Source organism: Alphaproteobacteria bacterium 33-17 (assembly GCA_001897445.1).
Classification (GTDB): Bacteria; Pseudomonadota; Alphaproteobacteria; order Rickettsiales; family 33-17; genus 33-17.
The window spans coordinates 84,318-107,967 of the sequence record MKSX01000010.1; the positions used below are offsets into that span (position 1 = coordinate 84,318).

The following is a 23,650-nucleotide window of genomic DNA, read 5'->3' on the forward strand; positions in this document are numbered from 1 at the left end:
AACAAAAACAATGACTGATACCATGACAACTGAAAGGCCAGAACAACAATCTTATACCGCTGATTCCATTACCGTTTTAAAAGGTTTAGAAGCAGTCCGCAAACGACCAGGAATGTACATTGGTGACACTGATGATGGATCAGGATTACACCACATGGTATATGAAGTTATTGACAACTCAATCGATGAGGCATTAGCAGGGCATTGTAAAGCTGTTAAAGTTTCGATTAATGAAGATGGATCTGTAACAGTCGAAGATGATGGTCGTGGTATTCCGGTAGACATTCACCCTGGTGAAGGAATTTCTGCAGCAGAAGTTATTATGACTCAGCTTCACGCCGGCGGTAAATTTGATCATAATTCATATAAAGTTTCTGGCGGTCTTCATGGCGTAGGTGTATCGGTAGTTAATGCTTTATCTACATGGTTAGAACTCCGTATTTGGAGAAATGATAAAGAACATTATATACGTTTCCGTGATGGCGTTAGTGAAGCTCCATTAAAAGTAGTAGGCGATTCCAAAGATAAAAAAGGTACAGCTATAACATTTATGCCTTCAACTGAGATATTTTCAAATATTACTTTTGATCGCAGTATACTAGAACAAAGATTTAGAGAACTTGCTTTCTTAAACTCAGGCGTAAAAATCCTACTTACTGATAAACGTGAAGAAACTGAACACGAACAAGAATTTTTCTATGAAGGTGGTATTGAAGCATTTGTTAAGTACCTAGACCGTAGTAAAAATCCAGTTCATGCATCAATTTCTGTTGCAGGGGAAGAAGAAAATATCGGCGTTGATATTGCACTTGAATGGAATGACAGCTATAGCGAAAATATTCTTTGCTTTACAAATAATATTAAACAGCGTGATGGCGGTACTCACCTTATTGGCTTTAAAGCAGCCTTAACCCGTATTATCAATAACTATGCAAATGAATCAGGATTACTTAAAAAAGAAAAAGTGGCACTCAGCGGTGATGACTCACGTGAAGGCTTAACTGCTGTTATTTCAGTAAAAGTGCCAGATCCAAAATTCTCATCTCAAACTAAAGATAAACTTGTAAGCTCTGAAGTAAGACAAGTTGTAGAAAATTTTGTTGGCAATAAGCTTGGTAAGTGGTTTGAAGAGCATCCTCATGAGGCAAAAATAATTGTATCAAAAATCATTGATGCTGCACATGCAAGGGAAGCAGCAAGAAGAGCCAGAGAACTTACCCGTAGGAAAGGCGCACTTGATGTTGCAAACCTTCCAGGTAAACTTGCAGACTGCCAGGAAAGAGACCCGAAAAAATCTGAATTATTCATCGTAGAGGGTGACTCTGCGGGTGGTTCTGCTAAACAGGGCAGAAGCAGATTGTTCCAGGCGATTTTACCGCTTCGTGGTAAAATTTTAAACGTAGAAAGAACACGCTTTGATAAAATGCTAAGCTCAAATGAGATTGGTACGCTTATTACAGCTATTGGCACAAGTATTGGTAATGATGAGTTTAATATTGATAAACTCAGATACCATAAAATCATTATCATGACTGACGCCGACGTAGATGGTTCACATATTCGTACACTTATTCTAACTTTCTTCTACCGTCATATGCGTGCGCTTATAGATAATGGTTATATTTACATTGCGCAGCCTCCACTTTACAAAGTGAAAAAAGGTAGCAATGAAACATATCTTAAAAATGAGCAGGCATTAGAAGATTATTTACTTGATGGTTCACTTGATAATGCATCGATTCAAACAAAAACCGAATTGCTTCAATCTGCTGAATTAAAAACTGCTGTTAAAAAAATTATTAGATTTAATAACTTAGCACGTGGTCTTGGAAGAAAATCTCATGCTAAAATCATTCAAATTTTAGCGCTGACTGGTTTAGTTACAAGCGGAACTATTAATGCTGATGAATCTAAAATTAAACGTGCAAATGAGCTTTTAGATATTTATGAAATGAATAGCATTGATGATTCATGGAAGTTTAGTATTTTTGAAGATAAAATCAGAGTTACTCATTCTGTAAGAGGGATGGATAATGAACATTTCTTTGACAGCCATTTTGTGAAACTTTTAGACGTTTCTGAAATTTGCAAGCTTACCGAAGAATTGAAAGATATTATTGGTCTTGATGCAAGTGCAGTATTTAAGCGCCGTGAGGAGCCGTATGATATTGGATGCCCAGCATCGTTAGTAGATCATATTATGAATATGGCGAAGAAGGGTTTGAATATTCAGCGCTTTAAGGGTCTTGGTGAGATGAATGCAGAGCAGCTTTGGGAAACAACCTTAGATCCCGCTACAAGAACACTTTTACAGGTTAAAGTGAACTCTAATGAAGGTGCTGAAGAAGTATTCTCGACACTCATGGGAAGCGTTGTAGAACCACGCCGTGACTTTATTCAGGAAAATGCTCTTAAAGTATCTAATATTGACGCTTAAGTAATAAGATAAGGGTTGCTATGGAATTTGAGGTGGCAACCCCTTTATATTATTCAAAAATGATTTTCAGATAACGATATTAATGAGCTATATCCAAATTATTTGGATAAGAAACTTTAATAAGTTTAATTATACTGATTCAGCGGTTTAAGATTAAAAATGGGTGAGCTGGGGGAGTTAATCCTGTGAATTATTTTTAAAACTAACATCCATTTTAAGCGAATAAATGCTAATGCGTTTTTCGCAAGATTTTCTTAGCGTAAAACCTTTAATATAAGTTTAAATACAATTATAAATTATCTTATAAAGCAACGAAGTTATTACACATTCTTCTGCATAAGTAACATAACCCAGTCGCCTTTATATTTAGCTTCAACTTTTTTAAACTTACGCTTAACATAAGCTGCTTCGACGCTTGCTTCCTGATTTTTGAGAAATCCTGATAATATAATAAAGCCATTTTTCTCTACAATACGGCTAATATCTTTTGCCATATCAATAAGCGGCTGAGCTAAAATATTTGCAATTACTAGAGTAAACGGGTCTAAAAACATAATACGGTTATTAATACCATTGCTAATATATGTTTTTACATTTTTTACATTGTTGATTTTTAGATTTCTTCTTGCAACTTCTACTGCAACTTTGTCTATATCACTTGCAAAAACTCTGGCGTTTGTAAGCCTTGACGCTGCGATTGCTAGTATTCCTGAGCCTGTTCCTACGTCTATAATACGTTTAAGTGGCTGAGAACGTGTAAGTGAAACGAGTGCCTCGATACAAAGTGAAGTTGTTTCATGCGTACCCGTACCAAATGCCCTGCCCGCCTCAATAGCAATGACATGCTGACCTGTAACATTTTCAAGTTTTACTGGATCACTAATAATAAATGGGGGAATTTCAATAACAGGAATATTTTTTTGAACTTCGGTTACCCAGTCTTTATCTTCAATTTCCTGAATGTCAATTTGATCAATTTTAAATTTAAGCGCCAACTTATTTAATTCTTCAATAGCCTTGGTTGGCACATTATCATTAAAATAGGCTTCTACTTTCCACTCATCGTCTGGTAGTGGATCAATATGCGTTGTAACCCCTTCCTCAAAATAACTAACTGTAGCGCCATATTCCTCAAGTAAAGTAGAAATATCACCTGTATGTTTAAATAAGCTTGAACAAGAAACCAGATAAATCTTCTCTGCTGATTGAAAGGGGTTGTGATCCATATCTCCATTCTCTATTATAAATTGTATAGGTTAACTTATAATTTAGATGAAGAATAATTTCAAGCAATTTGTTACAAATTTTTATTAATTTCTTCTGAAATCGCCTCATAAGTAAAAGCACCTTCGTACTTTTTACCATTAATTAATATAAAAGGTATAGTTTTTATCTCTAACTGCTCAGAAGCACTCTTTTGAGTCTTAAGCAAACTATCCTGCAAATTTGTATTTTCAAGACAAACTTTAAACTGATCCTTACTAATATCTGCAAGCGCTGCTATATTTTGTAAATTACTTAAATACTGGTTCATAGCAGCTTCACCAGATGATATTAGCAATGGCTTTATCAGTGTATCATAGTGTTCAAAAAACTTCATTGTCATCATATGTGCATTTTGCTCGCCTTTACAGTAACTTATCATTGTGGCTGCCATACATGCCTGATCTGTTATCATACTACGGCTTACATATGCTATCTTTTTGTTATCTATATAATTTTGTCTTAATAATGGAAAGACATTATTATAAAAGGTTGCGCAGTGTGGGCAAGTAAGTGATGAATAGACTATAACCACAACCTTAGAAGCAGCGTCACCTAAAACATGATCACTGGAAATTGGGTGTGAATAATCGGCTGCTAATGCTACGTTGCATAAAGCGAAAAATATAGTTAAAATTTTAATAATTTGCATTTCTGACTCCTAATATTTTAAAATCACAAGCAATTGTTTACAAATACCACAAACTATGCTAAAAGTCGTGAAACGTTAAAGTAACTTAAGTGCTATAAATTCTATAACATATTGAATAATATAAATTTTTTCAGAAAATGCAAATACTGTCGTGTAATAGTAATAAAGAACTTGCTGCAAACATAGCCTCGCGCTTGGGTGTAGAACTTGTTAAATCTAATATCCAAAGATTTAAGGATGACGAAGTTTTCGTTGAAATTCACGAAAATGTCAGAGGTGGCGACATATTTGTTGTGCAGTCAACATCATATCCTGCAAATGATCATTTAATGGAATTACTTATTACAATAGATGCACTGAAAAGAGCATCCGCAGGCAGAATTACTGCTGTTATTCCATATTTCGGTTATGCAAGACAAGACAGACGTGCAGGTCCAAGATCACCAATTACAGCAAAATTAGTTGCAGATCTAATTACTACAGCAGGCGCTGATAAAGTTTTAACTATGGACTTACACGCTGGACAAATTCAGGGGTTTTTTAATATACCTGTTGATAATTTGCAAGCAATGCCAGTATTTTTAGAAGATATAAGCAAAAATTTTGATAAAGATAAATTACTTATAATATCACCTGACGTAGGTGGTGTTGTTAGAGCAAGAAGCTATGCTTCAAAGCTTGATGCTGATCTTGCAATAGTTGACAAACGCCGCGAAAAAGCAGGCGTTTCAGAAGTTATGAATATTATAGGTGATGTAAGAGGTAAAGAGTGTATCATAGTCGATGATATAGTAGATTCGGCTGGTACTCTTTGTAATGCGGCAGAAGCCCTGATAAATAATGGTGCTATCAGTGTTACTGCTTATATAACTCACGGTGTCTTGTCTCAAGGCGCAATTGAGAGAGTTGAAAAATCTAAATTGCAAAATTTAGTAATTACGGATAGTATCCACAAAAATGAAATTAAAAATGCTCGAAATATTAGACAAATTTCTGTAGCGGGGCTTATGGCCGAAGCTATAAAAAGAGTGTCTGAAGAGAGTTCGGTTTCAAGTTTATTTGATTAAAGGAGATTAAAATGAGTGTTGCGGTACAAGTTTTAGATGGTCAGTATAGAGAAGAACTAGGTAAAGGTCCATCTAGAGAAATTAGAAGACAAGGTATGGTTCCTGCTGTAATTTATGGCAAAAATAAGGAAAACGTACACATTGCTTTAGATAGCAAAGAAATTAACACAAGATATAACAAAGTTGGTTTCACATCACAGCTTTTCAATATTAAAGTTGGTAAAGAAGCTTTCCTTGCTATTCCTTTTGAAATTCATACACATCCAGTTACAGATAATGTTGAACACGTTGATTTTATTCACGTTGATGAAAATTCAGAAGTTAAAGTTCACGTTAAATTACACTTTATTAATTCTGACAAATGTATTGGTATTAAACGTGGTGGTGTTATTAACATCGCTCGTCGTGAGGTTGAACTTGTTTGTAAGCCACAAAACATTCCTACAGTAGTTGATATTGACTTATTAAACGTTGATATTAACCATAGTGTTCATATCAATGATATTGAATTACCAGAAGGCGTTAAATTTGCTGGATCTGAAAACATTACACTTGCTGCCGTTGTTGGTAGAGGTGATGATAAAGAAGAAACAGCTACAGCTACAGCTACAGCATAATTTAGATTATGAAAATTATTTGTGGGCTCGGTAATCCGGGCCCTGAATATTTACTAACAAGGCATAATGCCGGATTTATTTTTGTTGATTTGTTACTTGATTTTATTTCAAGACAAACTTCAGCAAACTTATCTTACACCTCTAAATGGCAAGGCGAATACGCTAAGTTCAGTTACAAATCACAAGATATCATTTTACACAAACCTATGACTTATATGAATTTGTCAGGGAATTCACTACTTCAGGTTAAAAACTTTTTCAAAGTTGATAATAAAAACATTATTGTTGTTCACGATGATGTTGACCTGGCTATGGGTAGTGTAAAATTTAAGCTAGGTGGTGGACACGGCGGTCATAATGGTCTTAAGTCAGTTGATTCCATGATTGGCAATAATTATAAAAGACTTAGAATCGGTGTAGGAAAACAAGGTAATACAGCAGATTACGTATTATCAAAATTTAAATCTGATGAGCTTGATACTTTAGAGAGTGCTTACAGGCACATTATAGATTGTCTGGATTTATTGCTAGATGATGATATAAACAAATTTTCAAATAAAATTGCATTACTTTTAAAATAAATATGAGGATATTATGAGCTTCGCATGCGGTATAGTAGGACTGCCAAACGTAGGAAAATCAACTTTATTTAACGCTCTTACTGCAACTCAGGCTGCTGAATCTGCAAACTATCCGTTTTGTACAATTGAACCAAACGTAGGTAAAGTAAGTGTTCCTGACGAAAGAATTGATAAACTTGCAAAAATTGCGGGATCGGCAAAACTTATTCCAACTCAGCTTGAATTTGTGGATATTGCAGGCTTAGTTAGAGGCGCAAGTAAAGGCGAAGGCTTAGGTAACCAGTTCCTTGGTCACATTCGCGAAGTTGATGCTATCATTCACGTGCTAAGATGCTTTGAAGATGAAGATATTACGCACGTAGAGGGTAACGTTGACCCTATAAGGGATTTAGAGACAATTGAGCTAGAGCTAATCCTTGCGGATTTAGAAAGTTTAAATAAACGTATGCAGGGCTTAGAGAAAAAAGCAAGATCAGGTGATAAAGCTGCCAAAGAAACTATTGAAATTATTACAAAATTAACTCCACTATTAGAAGAAGGAAAGCCAGCGCGTAAGTTTGATTTTTCTTCATATGACTCAGCGGTAGTAAAAACACTTCAATTACTTACTACTAAAAAAGTACTATATGTAGCAAACGTTTTAGAAACCGAAGCTGCAAGCGGGAATGATTATACTAAAAAAGTAGAAGAAAGAGCTAAAAGTGAAGGATCTAGCTGCGTTATTATTTCATCTAAAATTGAGTCTGAAATCTCAACCTTAGCTGATGAAAACGATAAAAAAGAATTCTTAGAATCATTAGGACTTAGTGAAACAGGCTTAAGTAAGATTATCAGAGCAGGCTACCAGATGTTAGGTCTTATTAGCTTTTTTACAATCGGTCCAAAAGAAGCACATGCGTGGACAGTTAGAAAAGGAGCATTAGCACCAGAAGCAGCAGGCGTTATTCACACTGACTTTGAAAAAGGTTTCATCCGCGCAGAAACTATTGCATACGACGATTATATTAAGTATAACGGGGAAGTTGGCGCAAAAGAGGCAGGGAAAATGCGCTTAGAAGGAAAAGAGTATACTGTTCAGGACGGTGACATTTTCCACTTCAGATTTAATGTATAATTAAGGAAATATAAAATGCAAATTCATATTAATAAAAGAGCTTTAACAGATTTTTTAATCAAAACAGCAGCTTTATGGAAATTATTACCGTACGTATTCAGACATTTTGGTAAAACCCCAACAGGTCTCGCATTAGGTCTAACTTCGGTATTTTTGGCAAATATTTTAAATGGAAGGGACTTTTTAGTAAGCCAAAGCACATTTACAGCACGCTTAACATATACAGCTTACCGCTTTTTTAGCATTTACTCAGTAGCACTTGCTGTTAACTCCGCAGTTAATATTCTAAATCCAGCTATTTTAATGCCCGTTACAATCGCAAGCTTTATTACTGCATGGGCTACGTTAGGTAGCAGTAAATTAATCTATACAGAAAATAATGCTACCGTATTACTTGATATTGCTGCAAGAGCTAGTTTATTTTATTTGTTTTACCCAGTAGTACCTGTAATTAATTCAATTAATAACCCAGCCTTAAGACTTGCTGCTAATTTAATACCAGCAACAATATTCTACATTGCTGAAAAAGCATTGTGTAAAGCATCTAATAAAATATTTTTTGATGATAATTCACATGTTAATAGAAGAATTCAGCAACTTGGTAGTAATATTGCATCAGGCTTACATGAATCACACCAAACACACCAAAGTTTTGTGCATATGCTTAACCCCATATCAAGCTTTGTATCGGTAAGCAGATAATAAAAAAAAGGGGTTAACCCCTTTTTTTATTTAAGCATTAAAGTAATTAAATTATCTTTTGCAATTTCTTTAGCAACTCTGCCACCACTCATAAGAGAATCTGCTGGCTGTGCTAAGTATTGAGCAAACTGAATTGTTCTGCCATCCTTTTCCACCCAGCCAATAAACCAGCCGTTTGTTTTACTACCGCCTGTTTTGCCGTAAAGCTTCCAATCATCCCAAACATCTTCAAGTTTGATAATTTTAATTGTCTGCTCCTGAGCTTGTTTACTTATTGGCAAATTTTTATTACTTAATTTTTCTATAAAGTTTACCTGCTCAATTGGCGATATTTGAATAGAACTTTGGATCCATGAATTCATAAGTCCATTATTTTTACCTTTGTCTCCAGAGATGTCTTTATTTCCATATTCAAACTTGTTTACATAGTCTTGGAATTTTTCCATACCCAGCTTTACTGTGACATATTGTGAAAACCACACTACTGAATATTTCATCCAACTGCTTGGGGTTTGGCTGCGCGCAGAGAACATTTGAATTGGATATTTGTGCGGAAAATACCAAGGCTCAAAATTCTTACGCGTTTCTTCAGTAAAATCTACTTTTGGACTGTTTTCATTTTTCAATATACCCGAATCAAATCCCATAAGTGCTATTGGTATTTTAAATGATGAAAATGGGGAATGGCGCTTTTCGCACTCACCTTCTTGCTTTACAACTTTTCCATTTTCCTTAGCTATGAAACACATATCTGCTAAAGCAGAATTTGCCGTAACTAATGAACATAATAATACAAATTTATACATTTCAATAACTTCCTAAATATTTAGTAATTACTTCTATTGAACTAGAAGAACCAAAATTCTATTATATATTATAAATCTCTACTTGTATATTTAAAAATTGACACTTTTCATTAATTTTGATATATAATCTTAACTATATATTAATTATTTTCATTTGAGTATTAAAATGAGCTTAGAACAAACCTTCCTCAATGCCTGTTTAAAAGGTGATTTTATCGAAGTAAAACGCATTTATGATAAAACCCCTCCCGATCAGAAACTTCACTGGTTTTCAAATGATAATTATAAAACATTTAGGTTAGCTGCAAGAAGCGGAAATATAGATTTTATAAAGTGGGTAATTAATACTTCTAAGACATTACATAAATTTATGGTAACAGCGAATAATTGTGAAGCTATCCGTAACTTAATAAAACATGAAAAAATCGAGGCGCTGGATTATTTAGTTAGCTTAAAATTATTAACTGGAAAAGATTTTGATAGTTTATGTAATGACAATTTCCAGTTATTAAAAGAGACATTAAATGAAAATAATTTTGATATAACATATTTATTGTATAAAAATTTAAGTCAAAATAAAAAAACTGAATTCCTTACTACTTTAAATTATCATGATTTGATATTATTTAATTTATGTATAGATTTAGAAAAAATTTTCAAAGTTGATGTGTCTAGTATTATTACTCAGTATTTCAATGAAAAAATTCAATCTAAATATTCGGAAATTATAGAAAAATATTGCAACACATCTGAACTTGATATTAAAAACTTTATTGCAGCATATCTGGACACCATCATTGCACTTTCAAAAGCTAAAAAATCAAGGGTTAACTTATTAGATGCACTTAACATAATTGAAAAATCTAACTTATATTCTGTAATTGAAAATCACATTTTACCAGATTTTCCTTCTGAAATTCAGCTTAAAGTATTTGAATATATTACTGATAAGTCAGAAAGTGTGATGGCTTCAATAAAGGAAACTCAACAAATTAAAGAAACCAATGAATTTAGATCTCAAATGCAGCTAAGAAGTTCTAATAAAGGATGCATTATCAGCTAAGCAGCCTGTTCTGCTTGGACTATACCAAGCTCCGCAAATACAGACGCAATAGATTCTGCCATTTGGTTAATCATACTATCTGTATGCGATGGGGTAGGCGTAATTCTAAGCCTTTCCTTTCCACGCGGTACAGTTGGGTAATTAATGTGCTGAACAAAAATATTGTGCTTCTCTAAAAGTAGCTGAGAAGCCTGCCTGCATTTATTAGGATCACCGATAATAATCGGTATAATGTGGCTTTTAGCATCTACAAACTTAATACCATTTCTAGTAAGAGCCTCTTTAGCCTTATTTACCTGCTCATGTAGCATTTCTCTTTCTTTTGTGCTTACTTTAAGATGTTTAATACTTGATGTTGCAGCTTTTGCAAGTGAAGGCGGTAGCGATGTTGTAAAAATAAATCCTGAGGCATAACTACGAATAGCATCAACAATATTATTACTTGATGCAATATACCCACCCATTGCGCCAAATGCCTTACCTAATGTAGCCTGAATTATGGTGATTCTTTCCATCATATTCATCTGGTCACCAATTCCCCCACCGTTTTTACCATACATACCAACAGCGTGAACTTCGTCAATATATGTAAGTGCCCTATATTTATCAGCAATATCACAAATTTCCTTAAGTGGAACTATATCACCACTCATTGAATAAACTGACTCAAATATTATTATTTTTGGTCTATTTATGTCATATTTAGATATTTTTTCTTCTAAATCAGCCATATCATTATGCTTAAAAATGACTTTTTCAAGTCCGCTACGTCTAATGCCTTCAATTATTGAAGCATGATTATCAGAATCTGAGAAAATAACTAAATCAGGTAATATTTTAGCAAGTGTAGATATTGTTGCATCATTTGATACATAGCCAGATGTAAATACAAGCGCCCTCTCCTTATGGTGAAGACTTGCAAGCTCAGCTTCAAGTTCAACTATAGCGGAATTGTTTCCTGAAATATTACGTGTACCGCCAGAACCTGTACCCATTTCTTTTGTAGTTTTAACCATTGCCTCAATAACATCTTTATGCTGTCCCATACCTAAATAGTCATTAGAACACCATAGAATAATTTTTTGATTAGTATTATGATTAGTAGCAAAGGGAAAGTTGCCAACTTCTCTGGAAAGGTTTAGAAACGACCTGTATCTTCCTTCTGCCTTTATTTTATCAACTGCTTCTTTGAAAAACTGATCATAGTTTATATATTTTAGCTCAATCATGTACAACTCCTAAAGTGTAGTGCTGCAAATCGCAAATCTTATGAAGCAGTACTATCACCGAACCAAGTAGTATCAGGGCGTTTAGCTGATGCAATAGAGCCATTACAAGCGGAACCTGATAAACCACCGTTAAAATACCGAGTATTAACTGTAAATTTAATAATATCATAATTATTTTACCATTTGTACGGAAATTTTTGTTATTTTTGAGTATTTTAAAATATAGACTGAATAAATACATATATACAACGTATCCTAAAATTCTGTGAGTAAACTGAACCCATCCGTGATTTTCAGTAAAATTGACCAATTTTGGAGTATATGATAAAGTTTCACTTGGGAAAAATGACTCATTCATTAGTGGGAAAGTATTATAAATCATACCAGCATCAAGACCAGCTACAAAAGCCCCCCAAATAATTTGGGTAAATAATAGTAAAATAGCTGATACAACAATTAGATGATTTAGATTGGTAAAATTAATTTGCACCTTTTTATAATAAAACTGCATACCGCTCCATATAATATAGCTAAACAAAATAGTCGCCATCGAAAGGTGCAATGCAAGTTTATAATGACTAACATGCGGATTATCTATTAAACCGCTTGCTACCATAATCCAGCCCACTAATGCTTGTAACATTCCTAAAGCTAAAGTAGTGATCAAAAATTTTGTCTCATTACTGTTAAACTGCTTTTTATACATAAAAAATAATGCAGGAACAAGTAATACAAAACCTGTTATACGACCAAAAAGTCTATGAAAGTATTCAATTAAATATATACGTTTAAATTCAGGCATTGATATGCCGTAGTTAATTTTATTATACTCAGGAGAAGCTTTGTATTTTTCAAGTTCTGTCTCCCAGTTTTCTTCTGAGAAAGGAGGAAAAGTGCCAGTAACTGGCTTCCACTCAGTGATTGACAGACCTGAGTTTGTAAGTCTTGTATACCCACCAATTAAAACCATTAAAAGCACGCAGATAGCAGTTAGGGTAATCCAGTATCTTTTAAGTGATAGGTAATCAGACATAATTAAACTAATCAGGATAGAAATTTAAATATGCTTTGAACATACTGTAATTTATAGTTATTGTCCATGCTTTTATAGTTAAAGTAATTTGTAACTATTGACAAATTTGCAAATAAAACAATATTCTTAAGCAATAAATTTTACCGGAGAGTTAAGATTGTATAATTATTTACCTGATACTGACGAATTTGCTAACAACAGAACAAAATTATTATCTTGGCTTTACATTGCTATATTTGCCTTAGCTATCTCGGGCTTTTATTCTATTTTAATAGTGCTACTTAGAAGCCCTGGCATACAAACGATTATGCCTTTTAAATCATTTTTCTCAAGTAGCCTTGTAATACATGTTAATATGTCAGTGCTAATCTTTATGCTATCTATTGCAACCATATGGCTTAGCTTTGAGGTTAAAAATAAATACCTGTCGTTTATAACAGCATTACTTGCCTTTTTTGGTATGATGCTTATGGCGATTTCTCCTTTTATTAAGCATACTCCAATACTTAATAATTACGTACCAGTAATTGAAAACATGCCTTTTTTCATAGGGCTGTTCTTGTTTTTTACAGGAATTTTCTTATCCAGCATAACGGTATGCAACCGCTTTATTTTTAAGCCAAATATCACAGGTCAGAAAGCAATTTCATATTCGGTCGCAATATTACTGGTTTCGGCTTTTTTCTCTCTTTTTATAACCAGATCAAAGTTACTAACACTTGTCCATCATAACTATAGTAAACACGAATTTTACGAGCTGATGTTTTGGGGATTCGGGCATATACTTCAGTTTGTTTACTTCGCCGTATACTTAGGTTTTGTCTACAAAATCATTTCCTTAATTAAAGATAGTCCTAAAAATGACTTAGCACTGGGTTTAATTTCAATCATTAACGCCCTACTCCCAGTTATTGCGATTTATAATCAAATAAATACTGATGACTACATAAATGGTTATACAGAGCATATGAAGTATTATGGTGGCGTGCCTTTCGTCTTATTAGTGATTTACCTTAGTATTTATTATAAAAAAGTTATGGATATCAAACCTTTGTACCGATTAGGTCTGATACTTTCTATGCTGCTTTTTGGCGCAGGAGGTATTATTGCCCTATATATTAGCGGCACAGATGTTACAATACCTGCTCATTACCATGGCTCAACAGTTGGAATTACCATAGGGCTAATGTGCTTTATATATATGATATTTATAGAATATTTTAATATGGAGCAGTCTAAAGGAATGAAATGGCAGCTTATTACATATACAATTGGTCAGGCTATACATATAACAGGACTTGCATGGTCAGGTGGTTACGGTGCTTTAAGAAAGAATCATGGTGAGATTTTATCAGTAAAGCTCAAGATTTCTATGGGTTTTATGGGCGCAGGGGGCTTGATCGCCATCATTTCTGGCTTGACATTTATTATAATTGTGTTAAAATGCTTTTACAAAATTAATAAATTTAAATAAGGATTTTGAGTTGTCGTTAGAAATTTGATAGCTTATAATGTAAGAATTAAGAAAACGAGGTAATGTCATGGTTTGGGGACTTTTTGGAGGAAATTGGGGTAAAAACAACCAAAATTTAAATGATCCAAAAAAAAGATCAGAGGAAAACCATCAGGGTGCATCACCGAAATTTGATAATTATATGCATATGTTATTTAATTTATATGCAAGACATAAAACCGATCACAAACCAAAGCTTGAACAATTTTATGAACCTGTAGTTCCAAGGTTCAATCCCGAAATGTTTAATACCAGTATGAATCCTTTTGGGCTTGATAAACCAAATAAAGGCTTTGGATCTTTCGACGACAGACCAAAATTCCCTGATATTAAATCTTTACCACCAATGGATCCTGATTTTGATCTGGGTCATTTAGCAGATATTTTTAAAGATCTTCCGTCATTTGATGACAAGTCATCAAAAATTGGTAAACCAGAAGAAAAAATTAAACCTACTAAACGTGCTAATAACAAAATGAATGAAATTGGCAAAAAGTTAAATAGCATGGATAATAACCTTGATGAAATCGGATCTATTAAACCTAAATCTACTCCTAAAAATAAACCGCGCCGCAATAAAAAACAGAAAGATGCTGGTCACGACTAAATAATTTTGCATATTTTTATAAAATTTCTTTAATTTTTAGTATTTTATAACTATTATAGATATAAAATGTTTTAGTTATAAAGTAGTTTATGCGCAAAGTTGCCTTTGTATATCCTTTAATAATAATTGCAGTAATAATTACTGGCTTTGTTGCAAACATTGATTCAAGCCTTGATGAATTTAGAAAAACCAAAGAAACTACGTTAAGAGCAGAGCAGATTTTATCCGTAAATCAGCGTTTAGTTAACCTCACTGTTTATGCTTCTGAAATATACATCGACACACTTTCAGATAATGTCTATGACTTAAGCGCAAATATTAAGCTAATACCCGCTAGTATCATTAGCAGCGATATTGAAAAAGCTCGAAAGTTAAATGATATTAAAGATAATTTAGGACTAATTATTGACCGAGTATTTGATAATTTTGATAAAATCAAAAATACCTCAAGCGAAGAAAAAAGTTATGAACGCATACATAGCAATTTCTTATCATCTATGTCTAATATAGATACTTTAAACGAATCTATTGGTCATGCGTTTTTTAAATTTGACCATAATGTTGATCACAGAATGTATTTTTACTATCAAAAAATTCTGAGCCTTATTTATAATATTAGCTTAGAAAGATCCCTTATTTCAGGGTTTATGTTCGTACAAAACCACCGTATTAATCATAACGAACTGGATTTTATTAATAAAAAAATCGAATCTCTTTGGCAGGATATCTCTGGGTTTGATGATATAGTTATAGATAAAGATTTTAAAAAATCACTCAATAGCTTTCATGAAGAATACATGAACAAATATATTAAAACCAAGCGCCAGGTTTTAGATGTTAAAAATGATATAAACTTCTCATTTGACTTAGAGATGTTTATTAAACAATCAAACAGAGTTGTTTTATCTCTGATCGACATGAGCGATAAGTTAAATCTAAAAATAGTTGATAATATTAAAACCAATGAGAAAAGGATAGTTTCTAAAGTTTTATTATTATCAATCGCCCTTATTCTTCAGGTTATAATCATGCTATTCATGTTATACCTGTTACTTAACAAACCGCTCGATTCAAAAAGATCAAAAAATAAGCATATTGTTCCTAACTTAGATAATTTAAAAGAAAATTTTAGAGGATGTTTTTCATACATCCATAATATCGAAGACCTGATCGAAGCTAATCGCACAGGTAGTATTACTGTTCAGGAAGATTTTGATACAAATTTTATACGTACTAAACTTGAATTATGCTTAATCAATCTAAAACATGAGTTTAATTCTGGTAATATTAAATTAGACGTTTTCAACCGTATAGTTAATGAAATTAACAGGGTTATGAATGACATTAGCGTTACAGGTCCTGGTGAACGTTATATTAAAGCTTCTACAGAATATTTAGATAAAGTAATCCTTGATATAAATTTTATCAAAAATCATTTAAATACAGCGAATAACTTTATAGATAGCATTAATGAGCCAGCAAGAAAGACCAAACGCAAATAAAACAAAGGCTGTAGCTTTATCTTATGACAACAACTCAGATGAAGCACCAAAGGTCATTGCCAAAGGCGAAGGTACGGTTGCTGAGCGTATAATCGAAATTGCTAAAGCTAATGGTATTGAAATTCATCAGGATAAAGGACTTACCGAAATATTGTCCGCGCTTGATGTTGATTCGGTAATTCCTGTTGAGGCATATGTTGCTGTTGCCGAAATTTTATCTTACATCTATGAAAAGGCATAAATTATGGATAACAACAAATATCAAATACTAATGGATCAGCTATCAGAATATGAAAATAAACAAGTAACTGAAGATGATTTAAGAAATGTTGAAAAGCTAAATCACGATATTATAGAGTTTATAAAACTTGAAAATGTAGAGCCGGAGTATATCAAAATTATCTCCCAAAAAATTTATTCTGTTATAGCAAATTTAAATTATCAAAAAACAGAATTGTCAAAACGCATAACTGATAGTACATATAATAAGAATGCATTTAAAAATTATATAACAAACAGTACCTTACTAGATGGAAACAGCAGCAGTAATTAAATCATTAATCAGCCTAATATTAGTACTTGCAACAATAACAGGTATATGGCTTATCATTAAAAAATTTGGGTACAAATTTCAAAAATTAGGTCTTACTAAGATTCCTCATAAAATATCTACAACAATGCTAGATAACACTAATAAAATCGTTATTATTGAAATAGACTCTAAAAAATATACCTTACTACTAAATAGCAACCATAATTTATTACTGGATAAAACCGATGTCTAAATTTTTAATTATATTTTTCATGCTGATTATTTCTTCGTGCGTAACATCAAAGAAAAAATTAGAGGAGCCTGTTTTAAAGCATATTAAAGCTTATGAACTCAAAGGTTTTTATGATGATGAAATGAAGGATTTCTGGATAGCATATCAAAAATCATGTGCTAAAATGATTAATTCAAAATCTAATAATAAAATTTATATAGGTAATAAATACTACGCAGGAACTTCTGCTGACTGGAAAGAAAAATGCTTGCTTTCTCAAAATGTAAATAATAACTACCATGATTTTTTATTAGCTAATTATAACATTTATAAAGTTGAATCAACTACTCGTAAACATGGCTTATTTACAGGCTACTACGAAGCAAGCCTAAAAGGTAGCATTGCCCCTACTCAGCGTTATAAATACCCTTTATATAAACTTCCAAAAGATGAAAAGCTAAGAACTATGACCAGAGCTGAAATAGAATCAGGCGGCTTAAAAGGCAATAACTTGGAATTTATCTGGGTAGATGACAATGTTGATTTGTTCTTTATGCATATTCAGGGATCAGGTCGCATACACATGCCAGATGGTACTGTAACCAGAGTTGGTTATGCAGGACAAAACGGTTATCCTTATACTGCAATTGGCAGAATACTGCTTGATATTAAAGCCATAAGCCAAAAAGATTTATCAGCTCATACTATTCGTAGGTGGCTTAAGCATAACCCTGAGAAAGCAGATGACGTTATGGATCAAAACGAGTCCTATATATTCTTTAGAGAGGTTAACGCAATAGATGGACCAATTGGCGCTCAGTCGGTTGAACTTACGCCATTTAGATCTTTAGCAGTTGATAGAAGGTATATACCGCTTGGAGCGCCTGTATGGCTTGACACAGACTATCCAAAAGAGTTATATAAAGCAGGAAATAGGAAAATTGCCAGAATGTTTATGGCGCAGGACACTGGTGGCGCAATTAAAGGCGCAATCAGAGGGGATGTATTCTTTGGATATGGCAGCAAAGCAGAAATGCTTGCAAGCTATATGAAATCACGAGGAAATTATTATGTCTTTATTCCTAATACTGTAGAGGTTAAATGAAAAAAGTCGTAATATATACAGACGGCTCTTGCTTAGGCAATCCTGGGGCTGGAGCATGGGCTGCAATCCTTGAGTATCAGGGTAAAGAGAAAGAAATTTGCGGATTTGTAGCTGAAACAACAAATAATCGCATGGAGCTTATGGCTGCAATTGAAGCTCTTAAAACGCTCAAAGAAAGTTGCATAGTAGAGCTATATACAGATAGCAGGTATGTACAACAAGGTATTACTGAATGGCTTCCAAAGTGGCGACAAACTAATTTTAAGAACAAGAAAAACGTAGACCTTTGGATAGAGCTTGAAAAAGAAGCTGAACGTCATAAAGTTTCGTGGCACTGGGTGCAAGCTCATAGTACGAATGCTCTAAATAACCGCGTTGATAAACTAGCACGTGATCTTGCTATCAAAAACAGCCCAAAACCTGCAGAATGGGTTTAAGAAATCAATTTAGATGATGCCTGCCAGACTGGCTAGAATTACGGCAGATAATAACATAACTTTAAATGAGGAGTCATGAAAGCCTTTTGTCAAAAATTAAAAGATGAGTTTTTTGACAATTATTATCACTGGTTTTTATGGCTTCCTCTTTTCCAAATACTTGGCATCACATATTTTATTTTAATCAAAGACCATAATTTTACTTTTTACATAAGTTTATTTTTATCACTGATATCTCTATTTATTATAAAGCTAAAAGAAGTTAGATGGGCTGTTTTGTTTTTTGTAATTGGTCTGATTTCTGCATTTTTTAGGTATGAGCAAGGTGCTAATCATATAATCAAAAAGTCTTATGAAAACTTATCGATTAAAGGGACTATTTTAGAAGTTAGTAAAGCATTTGGGAGCTATAAGCTTTTAGTAGGCGATGTTAAGGTCAGAGATGATGATTCTATAAAACTAAACAAAATTAAGCTAACTATAAAAGGTAAATATGAGAGCATTGAGCCAGGATCTAGAGTTTATATAAAAGCTAATATCTCACCACCAGCTGAACCTATATTTGATGGTATGTATAATTTTAATTTAGTAAGTAAGTTTGAAGGTATATCGGGTGTAGGGTTTGGGATTTCTAGAGCAAAGATTTACCCAAGGGACAAAGCTGGTCTGCTTATTGCGATTGAAAGAATAAGAAACAGTTTAGAAATCTATATAAATCAGCATTTTGATTTAAAAGTAGCGCCAATTATTAAAGCATTAATTTTAGGTGATACTAGAGAAATTTCTGATCAAAATATTGAAGTTATTAGAAACTCAGGACTTGCCCACGTTATGGCAGTTTCGGGACTGCATATTAGCTTAGTAGTAGCCTTCTGCTTTATGCTGAGCCGAAATTTTTTAGCGCTATTTCCATACCTTACGCTTAATTTTGACTTAAGAAAATTTGCAGGAACGGTTGCGATTATTATTAGTTTTTGTTACATGATGATTTCAGGGTTTCATGCATCAGCCATACGCGCTTTTATTATGAGTAGTTTAGTGCTTATTGCAATTATCTTTGATAAAAATATTACATTTGAAAGGACGATTACAATTGCAGCTATTATTATATTATTATTTGCTCCCGAAAATATTTTAAAGCCAGGGTTCCAAATGTCATTTGCGGCTGTATCAGGGTTAGTGTTTTGCTATAAGATGATTGATAAATATGTAGATTTAAAGTTTGTAAATAATATTTTTGCGCGTAAAGTTTTGCGCAATCTAATAGGTATTTGTATATCATCAGTGATAGCAACTTTATTTACCATGCCATTTACTTTATACCACTTTGGAAAATTGCCTATTTATTCTGTATTGGCTAATCTTGCGGTTCTGCCTGTGGTATCATTTCTGATTATGCCTGCTGCAATTATATTTTTATTTTTATACCCATTTAGTTCAGTTTGGTTAATTGATTACATACTTTCAGTATCAATAAAATATTTCTTATTTGTAGCGCAACTTTTTGGAAGTTTAAATAGTGCAAATATCATAATCCCTACAATCCCAATTGAAAGTTTGTTTTTGCTTACAATTACCATTATGGGTTTTTGGTATTTTGAAGGAAAAATAAGGAGAATTTTTGCGGCATGCTCAGTAATTTGCTTAATTGTTTCTTTAAATGCTCCTAAACTATCTGAAAAGTATGTAAATTTTGGCGGAAAGCCAATTTACATTGTGAATAATGCGAATGAAACTGTCGTTATATCACCAAAGCTCACCAAATTTACCAAAAGTATTATAAGCGCTTATTATGGAAGGGAAAATATAACGCATTATAAGGATTGTGATAATATTATTGATAATAAAATGAATATAAAGTGCTTGAATTTTCTCAATCAGTACCCATAATACTGTCATAGAATTTTAATAAAGGATTAAACATGACAGAAGAAATGAATAAAGATCAAGATGTTACAGAGAATATGGCTGCTGAAAATCAGGAAAAACCTGTTTCAGAAATCGAGACTTTAAAAGCGCAAGTTGAGCAGCTTAAAGATCAGCTTTTAAGAACTGTGGCAGATAGCGAAAACGTTCGTAAGCGTATGGAAAGACAATCTGAGGATATGGCTAAATATGCTGTTTCTAATTTTGCTAAAGACCTAATAAATGTTTCTGAGAATATTCATAGAGCACTTTCAAGCGTTACTGCTGAAAATCTTGAAAATCAATTTCTTAAAAGCTTATATGATGGAGTTGAAATGACACGTAAAGAGCTTTTAAACGTTTTTGAAAAGAATAAAATTATGATGATAGCGCCAAATATTGGTGATTGTTTTGATCATAATATTCATCAGGCTGTAGCGCACGTTGACAATGCTGATCTTAAATCTGGTCAGATATCTGGCGTTATGCAAAACGGTTACATGATTCATGACAGATTACTTAGACCTGCAATGGTTGCTGTAGTTAAGTAAGCGAATTAATTACAACAAAAAAAGCGGGGTGATCAATTTTCCCCGCTTTTTTTATATAGTAGATGTGACTAATTTCTACAAAGAGAATTTGTGCTTAATCTTAAATATAGCTCTTTGAATCATACCAAGGCTAGATACATCTTCTTTAGCATAAAGTTTATATGTTTTTGCAGAGCTGCCAGGAACATCTATAACTAAATTAGCAATATGTGAGTCTTTAGCAATAGGTGCAGGGATTTTCTCTAAATGCCTAATAGTAATATATACCCTGGACATATCAGACTTTGGTAAAGTAGCTACTAAGTCTTCTTTAGAATAGCATTCTATGCTGTTTTTATCACCTAACCATACAGGAATAGAGCTAATAGTAACATCTTTTTTAACTAAATGTACGTTGTCGTATGAAATAAAGCCATGGCTTAAAAGTCTTTCAGCTTCTTCAGCTCTCTCTTTCATAGATGAAAGCCCGTTTACAACAACTATAAGCCTTCTGTTTTTCTGCTGCGCTGACATTGCAATACCGTAGCCACCAGCATCAGTATGACCTGTTTTTAAACCATCCACACCGTTAAAGCGATTTAATGATAAGTTTCTATTTTGTTGCTTAATATTGTTGTATACAAATTCTCTTTCAGCAAAATAGCTGTAATATTCTGGAAAGTCATTAATTAGGTGTTTTGAAAGTATAGATAAATCACGCATAGACATTTTGTGATTATCATCAGGCCAGCCTGTTGAATTTACAAAGTGGCTGTTTGTAAGACCAAGTTCTTTTGCTTTTTCGTTGAGAATATTTACAAATTCTTCTTCAGTACCTGCAATACCCTCAGCTGCTGTAATACAAGCGTCATTTCCTGATTGAATGATGATTCCTTTGATTAAGTCTTCCAGTGTTACACTTGAGCCAACATGCAGGAACATTTTGGATCCTTGCTTTCTCCATGCGTTTTCACTTACTAAAAATCTTTCATTTAGTTTAAGTTCGCCTTTTTTAAGCTTATCAAAGATAACGTAAACAGTCATAAGCTTACTCATGGATGATGGTACTGTTGGTACATCTGCTTCTTTTTCAAAAATTACAGTGTCAGTATCATAATCCACAAGTATTGCATGTGGTGCTTTTGTTTCTAATGCAAAAGCGTTGAAAGAAAATATTATTGAAATTGATGTAAACAAAGCCAAAGAAGCTTTTTTCATTCTTTTTAACCTGTTGAAATTGTTAATTAATCCTGAGTAACTATAGCTTTATAAGAACCCAATTCTTTAACTTTTGCAACAATTTTCTTTGCTTTTGTCTCATTCTCGAATGGACCGATTCTAACGCGGTGTAGTTTTACATCAGCCTTAGTAATTTGATTGACTTCAATTCCACCTAGTTTTGCAAATTTAGCAGCAAGTTTTTTTGCAGTGACTTTATTTTTGTAAGCACCAACTTGTACATAATATGCACCGCAATTTGCATCACAATTTTCAGTCATTACTTCTTCGAGTTCTGTATCTTTAACAGACGCACCAGTTGCCTGAACCTTGCTAGAAGCCTGGCTTAAACCTAAAACGCTTCTTAAATCTGCGGTTTGCTTAGGTAAATATTCTACTCTAACATTACCAGTACCTTTTTTCTTGAAATCAAGAAGTTCGGCAGCTCTTTCTGATACGTCAATAATACGATCGTTTGCAAAAGGTCCTCTGTCGTTGATCATAACAATCACAGAATGTCCATTTTCCATATTTGTAACACGTACCATGCTTGGAAGCGGAAGAGTTCTGTGTGCTGCAGTAAGAGACTTTTTATTATACTGGTCACCGTTTGCAGTTTTTGAACCGTGGAAACTTGTTCCATACCAAGAAGCTACACCTTCTTCTACGTATTTTTCATTAACTTCAGGATAATACCATTTATCTTTAATTTTATATGGCTCACCAATTTTATAGTGACCATCATATGGTTGATTAATATAACCATAATCATGTTCAGTTGTATCTTGAACGTGTTGTCTACAACCAGTAATTACTACTAATAGCGACAAAAAAACAGCTCTTAATTTAATTGACATGATTTACCTCATGATACAGTTGATAAATACCGACTTCCTGGTTTTGTAACAGGCACGTTCTTTAAATGCTCCGGCAACTCTGATTCTTGGTATGCCGGGATATCTAAGTTAAGTAATGACTCAACCTGAATACCATTTATATCTTTTTTACCGCTTCTATTGATAAGTGAAGTTAGCATAACTACTTCTCCACCAAGCGACTTCATAAGTTCTACAACTTCAAAAGATGATTTACCTGTGGTAATAACATCTTCAACAACTATTAATTTTTCACCTGGGTTTACTGTAAAACCCCTTCTAAGTTCAAATGTGCCGTTTACTCTTTCACAAAAAATATTTGGCATTTTTAGTTGCTTAGAAAGTTCATAACCTACTAATAAACCACCCATTGCTGGTGAAATAACTTTAGTAATACCTAAATTTTGTACTGTTTGTAAGATTCTTTGAGCAAGTTCTTTACATAAAATTTCAGCCTGATCACCTAACATCATAAGTTTTGCGCATTGTACGTATGTATCACTATGCAGACCTGATGAGAGTTTAAAATGACCTTTTACTACAGCTTCAGATTTTGTAAGAATATCAATTACTTGTTGCTCATTCATCTCTGGTAATTCCTATAATTTTTTATCAATGTTTAGGCATTAT

25 protein-coding genes are annotated in these 23,650 nt (G+C 33.2%); 17 read left to right on the forward strand and 8 right to left on the reverse strand.

Annotated features, from left to right (window positions below):
* Window positions 1-22 precede the first annotated feature (22 nt).
* Complete coding sequence (locus BGO27_07680) at window positions 23-2,437, forward strand: DNA gyrase subunit B (GenBank protein OJV15845.1); 2,415 nt, start codon at window positions 23-25, stop codon at window positions 2,435-2,437.
* Window positions 2,438-2,757: 320 nt separating this feature from the next.
* On the opposite strand, the gene BGO27_07685 is transcribed toward BGO27_07680, so the two are convergent.
* The gene (locus tag BGO27_07685; GenBank protein ID OJV15779.1) at window positions 2,758-3,663 is read right to left on the reverse strand and encodes a hypothetical protein; all 906 of its coding nucleotides are present in this window, start codon (window positions 3,661-3,663) and stop codon (window positions 2,758-2,760) included.
* A 71-nt stretch (window positions 3,664-3,734) separates the two neighbouring features.
* On the reverse strand, window positions 3,735-4,352 hold the full coding sequence (locus tag BGO27_07690; GenBank protein OJV15780.1) for a hypothetical protein: 618 nt from the start codon (window positions 4,350-4,352) through the stop codon (window positions 3,735-3,737).
* Window positions 4,353-4,489: 137 nt separating this feature from the next.
* On the opposite strand from BGO27_07690, the gene BGO27_07695 reads away from it, so the two are divergent.
* Genes BGO27_07695 through BGO27_07715 form a run of 5 tightly spaced genes read left to right on the forward strand, consistent with a single transcriptional unit; the run spans window position 4,490 to window position 8,433 of the window.
* A complete protein-coding gene (locus BGO27_07695; protein ID OJV15781.1) occupies window positions 4,490-5,419 on the forward strand; it encodes a phosphoribosylpyrophosphate synthetase in 930 nt (309 codons plus the stop codon).
* Between the two features lie 11 nt (window positions 5,420-5,430).
* Complete coding sequence (locus BGO27_07700) at window positions 5,431-6,036, forward strand: 50S ribosomal protein L25/general stress protein Ctc (protein ID OJV15782.1); 606 nt, start codon at window positions 5,431-5,433, stop codon at window positions 6,034-6,036.
* Between the two features lie 8 nt (window positions 6,037-6,044).
* Complete coding sequence (locus BGO27_07705) at window positions 6,045-6,617, forward strand: aminoacyl-tRNA hydrolase (protein OJV15783.1); 573 nt, start codon at window positions 6,045-6,047, stop codon at window positions 6,615-6,617.
* A 13-nt stretch (window positions 6,618-6,630) separates the two neighbouring features.
* Window positions 6,631-7,731 carry a redox-regulated ATPase YchF gene (locus tag BGO27_07710; GenBank protein ID OJV15784.1) on the forward strand — a complete coding sequence of 367 codons (1,101 nt, stop codon included), beginning with the start codon at window positions 6,631-6,633 and terminating at the stop codon, window positions 7,729-7,731.
* 15 nt (window positions 7,732-7,746) lie between these two features.
* On the forward strand, window positions 7,747-8,433 hold the full coding sequence (locus tag BGO27_07715) for a hypothetical protein (GenBank protein OJV15785.1): 687 nt from the start codon (window positions 7,747-7,749) through the stop codon (window positions 8,431-8,433).
* Between the two features lie 26 nt (window positions 8,434-8,459).
* Here the strand turns inward: BGO27_07715 and BGO27_07720 are convergent, their stop codons facing one another.
* Window positions 8,460-9,239, reverse strand: a complete 780-nt coding sequence (locus BGO27_07720; GenBank protein ID OJV15786.1) for a hypothetical protein — start codon at window positions 9,237-9,239, stop codon at window positions 8,460-8,462.
* A 166-nt stretch (window positions 9,240-9,405) separates the two neighbouring features.
* On the opposite strand from BGO27_07720, the gene BGO27_07725 reads away from it, so the two are divergent.
* Window positions 9,406-10,302 carry a hypothetical protein gene (locus tag BGO27_07725; GenBank protein ID OJV15787.1) on the forward strand — a complete coding sequence of 299 codons (897 nt, stop codon included), beginning with the start codon at window positions 9,406-9,408 and terminating at the stop codon, window positions 10,300-10,302.
* On the opposite strand, the gene BGO27_07730 is transcribed toward BGO27_07725, so the two are convergent.
* Both BGO27_07730 and BGO27_07735 read right to left on the reverse strand, forming a co-directional pair.
* The gene (locus tag BGO27_07730; protein ID OJV15846.1) at window positions 10,299-11,513 is read right to left on the reverse strand and encodes a 5-aminolevulinic acid synthase; all 1,215 of its coding nucleotides are present in this window, start codon (window positions 11,511-11,513) and stop codon (window positions 10,299-10,301) included. The two genes, BGO27_07725 and BGO27_07730, sit on opposite strands and share 4 nt — an antisense overlap.
* Before the next feature lie 10 nt (window positions 11,514-11,523).
* Complete coding sequence (locus tag BGO27_07735) at window positions 11,524-12,564, reverse strand: hypothetical protein (protein ID OJV15788.1); 1,041 nt, start codon at window positions 12,562-12,564, stop codon at window positions 11,524-11,526.
* A 157-nt stretch (window positions 12,565-12,721) separates the two neighbouring features.
* On the opposite strand from BGO27_07735, the gene BGO27_07740 reads away from it, so the two are divergent.
* The 10 genes from BGO27_07740 (at window position 12,722) to BGO27_07785 (ending at window position 20,948) form a co-directional block, all read left to right on the forward strand.
* Complete coding sequence (locus BGO27_07740; GenBank protein OJV15789.1) at window positions 12,722-14,038, forward strand: hypothetical protein; 1,317 nt, start codon at window positions 12,722-12,724, stop codon at window positions 14,036-14,038.
* Between the two features lie 67 nt (window positions 14,039-14,105).
* On the forward strand, window positions 14,106-14,684 hold the full coding sequence (locus BGO27_07745) for a hypothetical protein (GenBank protein ID OJV15790.1): 579 nt from the start codon (window positions 14,106-14,108) through the stop codon (window positions 14,682-14,684).
* A gap of 89 nt (window positions 14,685-14,773) precedes the next feature.
* Window positions 14,774-16,186: a hypothetical protein gene (locus tag BGO27_07750; GenBank protein ID OJV15791.1), complete on the forward strand. Its 1,413-nt coding sequence runs from the start codon at window positions 14,774-14,776 to the stop codon at window positions 16,184-16,186.
* Window positions 16,155-16,427, forward strand: coding sequence for a hypothetical protein (locus BGO27_07755; GenBank protein OJV15792.1), 273 nt, complete (start codon window positions 16,155-16,157; stop codon window positions 16,425-16,427). Before BGO27_07750 ends, BGO27_07755 begins: the two co-directional genes overlap by 32 nt.
* A 3-nt stretch (window positions 16,428-16,430) precedes the next feature.
* On the forward strand, window positions 16,431-16,739 hold the full coding sequence (locus BGO27_07760) for a hypothetical protein (GenBank protein OJV15793.1): 309 nt from the start codon (window positions 16,431-16,433) through the stop codon (window positions 16,737-16,739).
* Window positions 16,717-16,971, forward strand: coding sequence for a hypothetical protein (locus tag BGO27_07765; GenBank protein ID OJV15794.1), 255 nt, complete (start codon window positions 16,717-16,719; stop codon window positions 16,969-16,971). The genes BGO27_07760 and BGO27_07765 overlap by 23 nt, the downstream gene beginning before the upstream one ends.
* A complete protein-coding gene (locus BGO27_07770) occupies window positions 16,964-18,055 on the forward strand; it encodes a hypothetical protein (GenBank protein OJV15795.1) in 1,092 nt (363 codons plus the stop codon). The genes BGO27_07765 and BGO27_07770 overlap by 8 nt, the downstream gene beginning before the upstream one ends.
* On the forward strand, window positions 18,052-18,492 hold the full coding sequence (locus BGO27_07775) for a ribonuclease HI (protein OJV15796.1): 441 nt from the start codon (window positions 18,052-18,054) through the stop codon (window positions 18,490-18,492). The genes BGO27_07770 and BGO27_07775 overlap by 4 nt, the downstream gene beginning before the upstream one ends.
* A 75-nt stretch (window positions 18,493-18,567) precedes the next feature.
* Window positions 18,568-20,382, forward strand: a complete 1,815-nt coding sequence (locus BGO27_07780) for a hypothetical protein (GenBank protein ID OJV15797.1) — start codon at window positions 18,568-18,570, stop codon at window positions 20,380-20,382.
* Between the two features lie 32 nt (window positions 20,383-20,414).
* The gene (locus BGO27_07785) at window positions 20,415-20,948 is read left to right on the forward strand and encodes a nucleotide exchange factor GrpE (GenBank protein ID OJV15798.1); all 534 of its coding nucleotides are present in this window, start codon (window positions 20,415-20,417) and stop codon (window positions 20,946-20,948) included.
* A 75-nt stretch (window positions 20,949-21,023) separates the two neighbouring features.
* Here BGO27_07785 and BGO27_07790 read toward each other — a convergent pair whose 3' ends face one another.
* Genes BGO27_07790 through BGO27_07800 form a run of 3 tightly spaced genes read right to left on the reverse strand, consistent with a single transcriptional unit; the run spans window position 21,024 to window position 23,607 of the window.
* On the reverse strand, window positions 21,024-22,145 hold the full coding sequence (locus BGO27_07790) for a hypothetical protein (GenBank protein ID OJV15799.1): 1,122 nt from the start codon (window positions 22,143-22,145) through the stop codon (window positions 21,024-21,026).
* A gap of 26 nt (window positions 22,146-22,171) precedes the next feature.
* Entirely contained in the window at window positions 22,172-23,002 is an 831-nt protein-coding gene (locus BGO27_07795) for a hypothetical protein (GenBank protein ID OJV15800.1), read from the reverse strand.
* Between the two features lie 8 nt (window positions 23,003-23,010).
* Complete coding sequence (locus tag BGO27_07800; protein OJV15801.1) at window positions 23,011-23,607, reverse strand: orotate phosphoribosyltransferase; 597 nt, start codon at window positions 23,605-23,607, stop codon at window positions 23,011-23,013.
* Between the last annotated feature and the right edge of the window lie 43 nt (window positions 23,608-23,650).

Coding starts and splice junctions, on each gene's coding strand:
- BGO27_07680 (OJV15845.1), top strand. CDS start 23: ATGACAACTGAAAGGCCAGAACAACAATCTTATACCGCTGATTCCATT.
- BGO27_07685 (OJV15779.1), bottom strand. CDS start 3,663: ATGGATCACAACCCCTTTCAATCAGCAGAGAAGATTTATCTGGTTTCT.
- BGO27_07690 (OJV15780.1), bottom strand. CDS start 4,352: ATGCAAATTATTAAAATTTTAACTATATTTTTCGCTTTATGCAACGTA.
- BGO27_07695 (OJV15781.1), top strand. CDS start 4,490: ATGCAAATACTGTCGTGTAATAGTAATAAAGAACTTGCTGCAAACATA.
- BGO27_07700 (OJV15782.1), top strand. CDS start 5,431: ATGAGTGTTGCGGTACAAGTTTTAGATGGTCAGTATAGAGAAGAACTA.
- BGO27_07705 (OJV15783.1), top strand. CDS start 6,045: ATGAAAATTATTTGTGGGCTCGGTAATCCGGGCCCTGAATATTTACTA.
- BGO27_07710 (OJV15784.1), top strand. CDS start 6,631: ATGAGCTTCGCATGCGGTATAGTAGGACTGCCAAACGTAGGAAAATCA.
- BGO27_07715 (OJV15785.1), top strand. CDS start 7,747: ATGCAAATTCATATTAATAAAAGAGCTTTAACAGATTTTTTAATCAAA.
- BGO27_07720 (OJV15786.1), bottom strand. CDS start 9,239: ATGTATAAATTTGTATTATTATGTTCATTAGTTACGGCAAATTCTGCT.
- BGO27_07725 (OJV15787.1), top strand. CDS start 9,406: ATGAGCTTAGAACAAACCTTCCTCAATGCCTGTTTAAAAGGTGATTTT.
- BGO27_07735 (OJV15788.1), bottom strand. CDS start 12,564: ATGTCTGATTACCTATCACTTAAAAGATACTGGATTACCCTAACTGCT.
- BGO27_07745 (OJV15790.1), top strand. CDS start 14,106: ATGGTTTGGGGACTTTTTGGAGGAAATTGGGGTAAAAACAACCAAAAT.
- BGO27_07750 (OJV15791.1), top strand. CDS start 14,774: ATGCGCAAAGTTGCCTTTGTATATCCTTTAATAATAATTGCAGTAATA.
- BGO27_07755 (OJV15792.1), top strand. CDS start 16,155: ATGAGCCAGCAAGAAAGACCAAACGCAAATAAAACAAAGGCTGTAGCT.
- BGO27_07760 (OJV15793.1), top strand. CDS start 16,431: ATGGATAACAACAAATATCAAATACTAATGGATCAGCTATCAGAATAT.
- BGO27_07765 (OJV15794.1), top strand. CDS start 16,717: ATGGAAACAGCAGCAGTAATTAAATCATTAATCAGCCTAATATTAGTA.
- BGO27_07770 (OJV15795.1), top strand. CDS start 16,964: ATGTCTAAATTTTTAATTATATTTTTCATGCTGATTATTTCTTCGTGC.
- BGO27_07775 (OJV15796.1), top strand. CDS start 18,052: ATGAAAAAAGTCGTAATATATACAGACGGCTCTTGCTTAGGCAATCCT.
- BGO27_07780 (OJV15797.1), top strand. CDS start 18,568: ATGAAAGCCTTTTGTCAAAAATTAAAAGATGAGTTTTTTGACAATTAT.
- BGO27_07785 (OJV15798.1), top strand. CDS start 20,415: ATGACAGAAGAAATGAATAAAGATCAAGATGTTACAGAGAATATGGCT.
- BGO27_07790 (OJV15799.1), bottom strand. CDS start 22,145: ATGAAAAAAGCTTCTTTGGCTTTGTTTACATCAATTTCAATAATATTT.
- BGO27_07795 (OJV15800.1), bottom strand. CDS start 23,002: ATGTCAATTAAATTAAGAGCTGTTTTTTTGTCGCTATTAGTAGTAATT.
- BGO27_07800 (OJV15801.1), bottom strand. CDS start 23,607: ATGAATGAGCAACAAGTAATTGATATTCTTACAAAATCTGAAGCTGTA.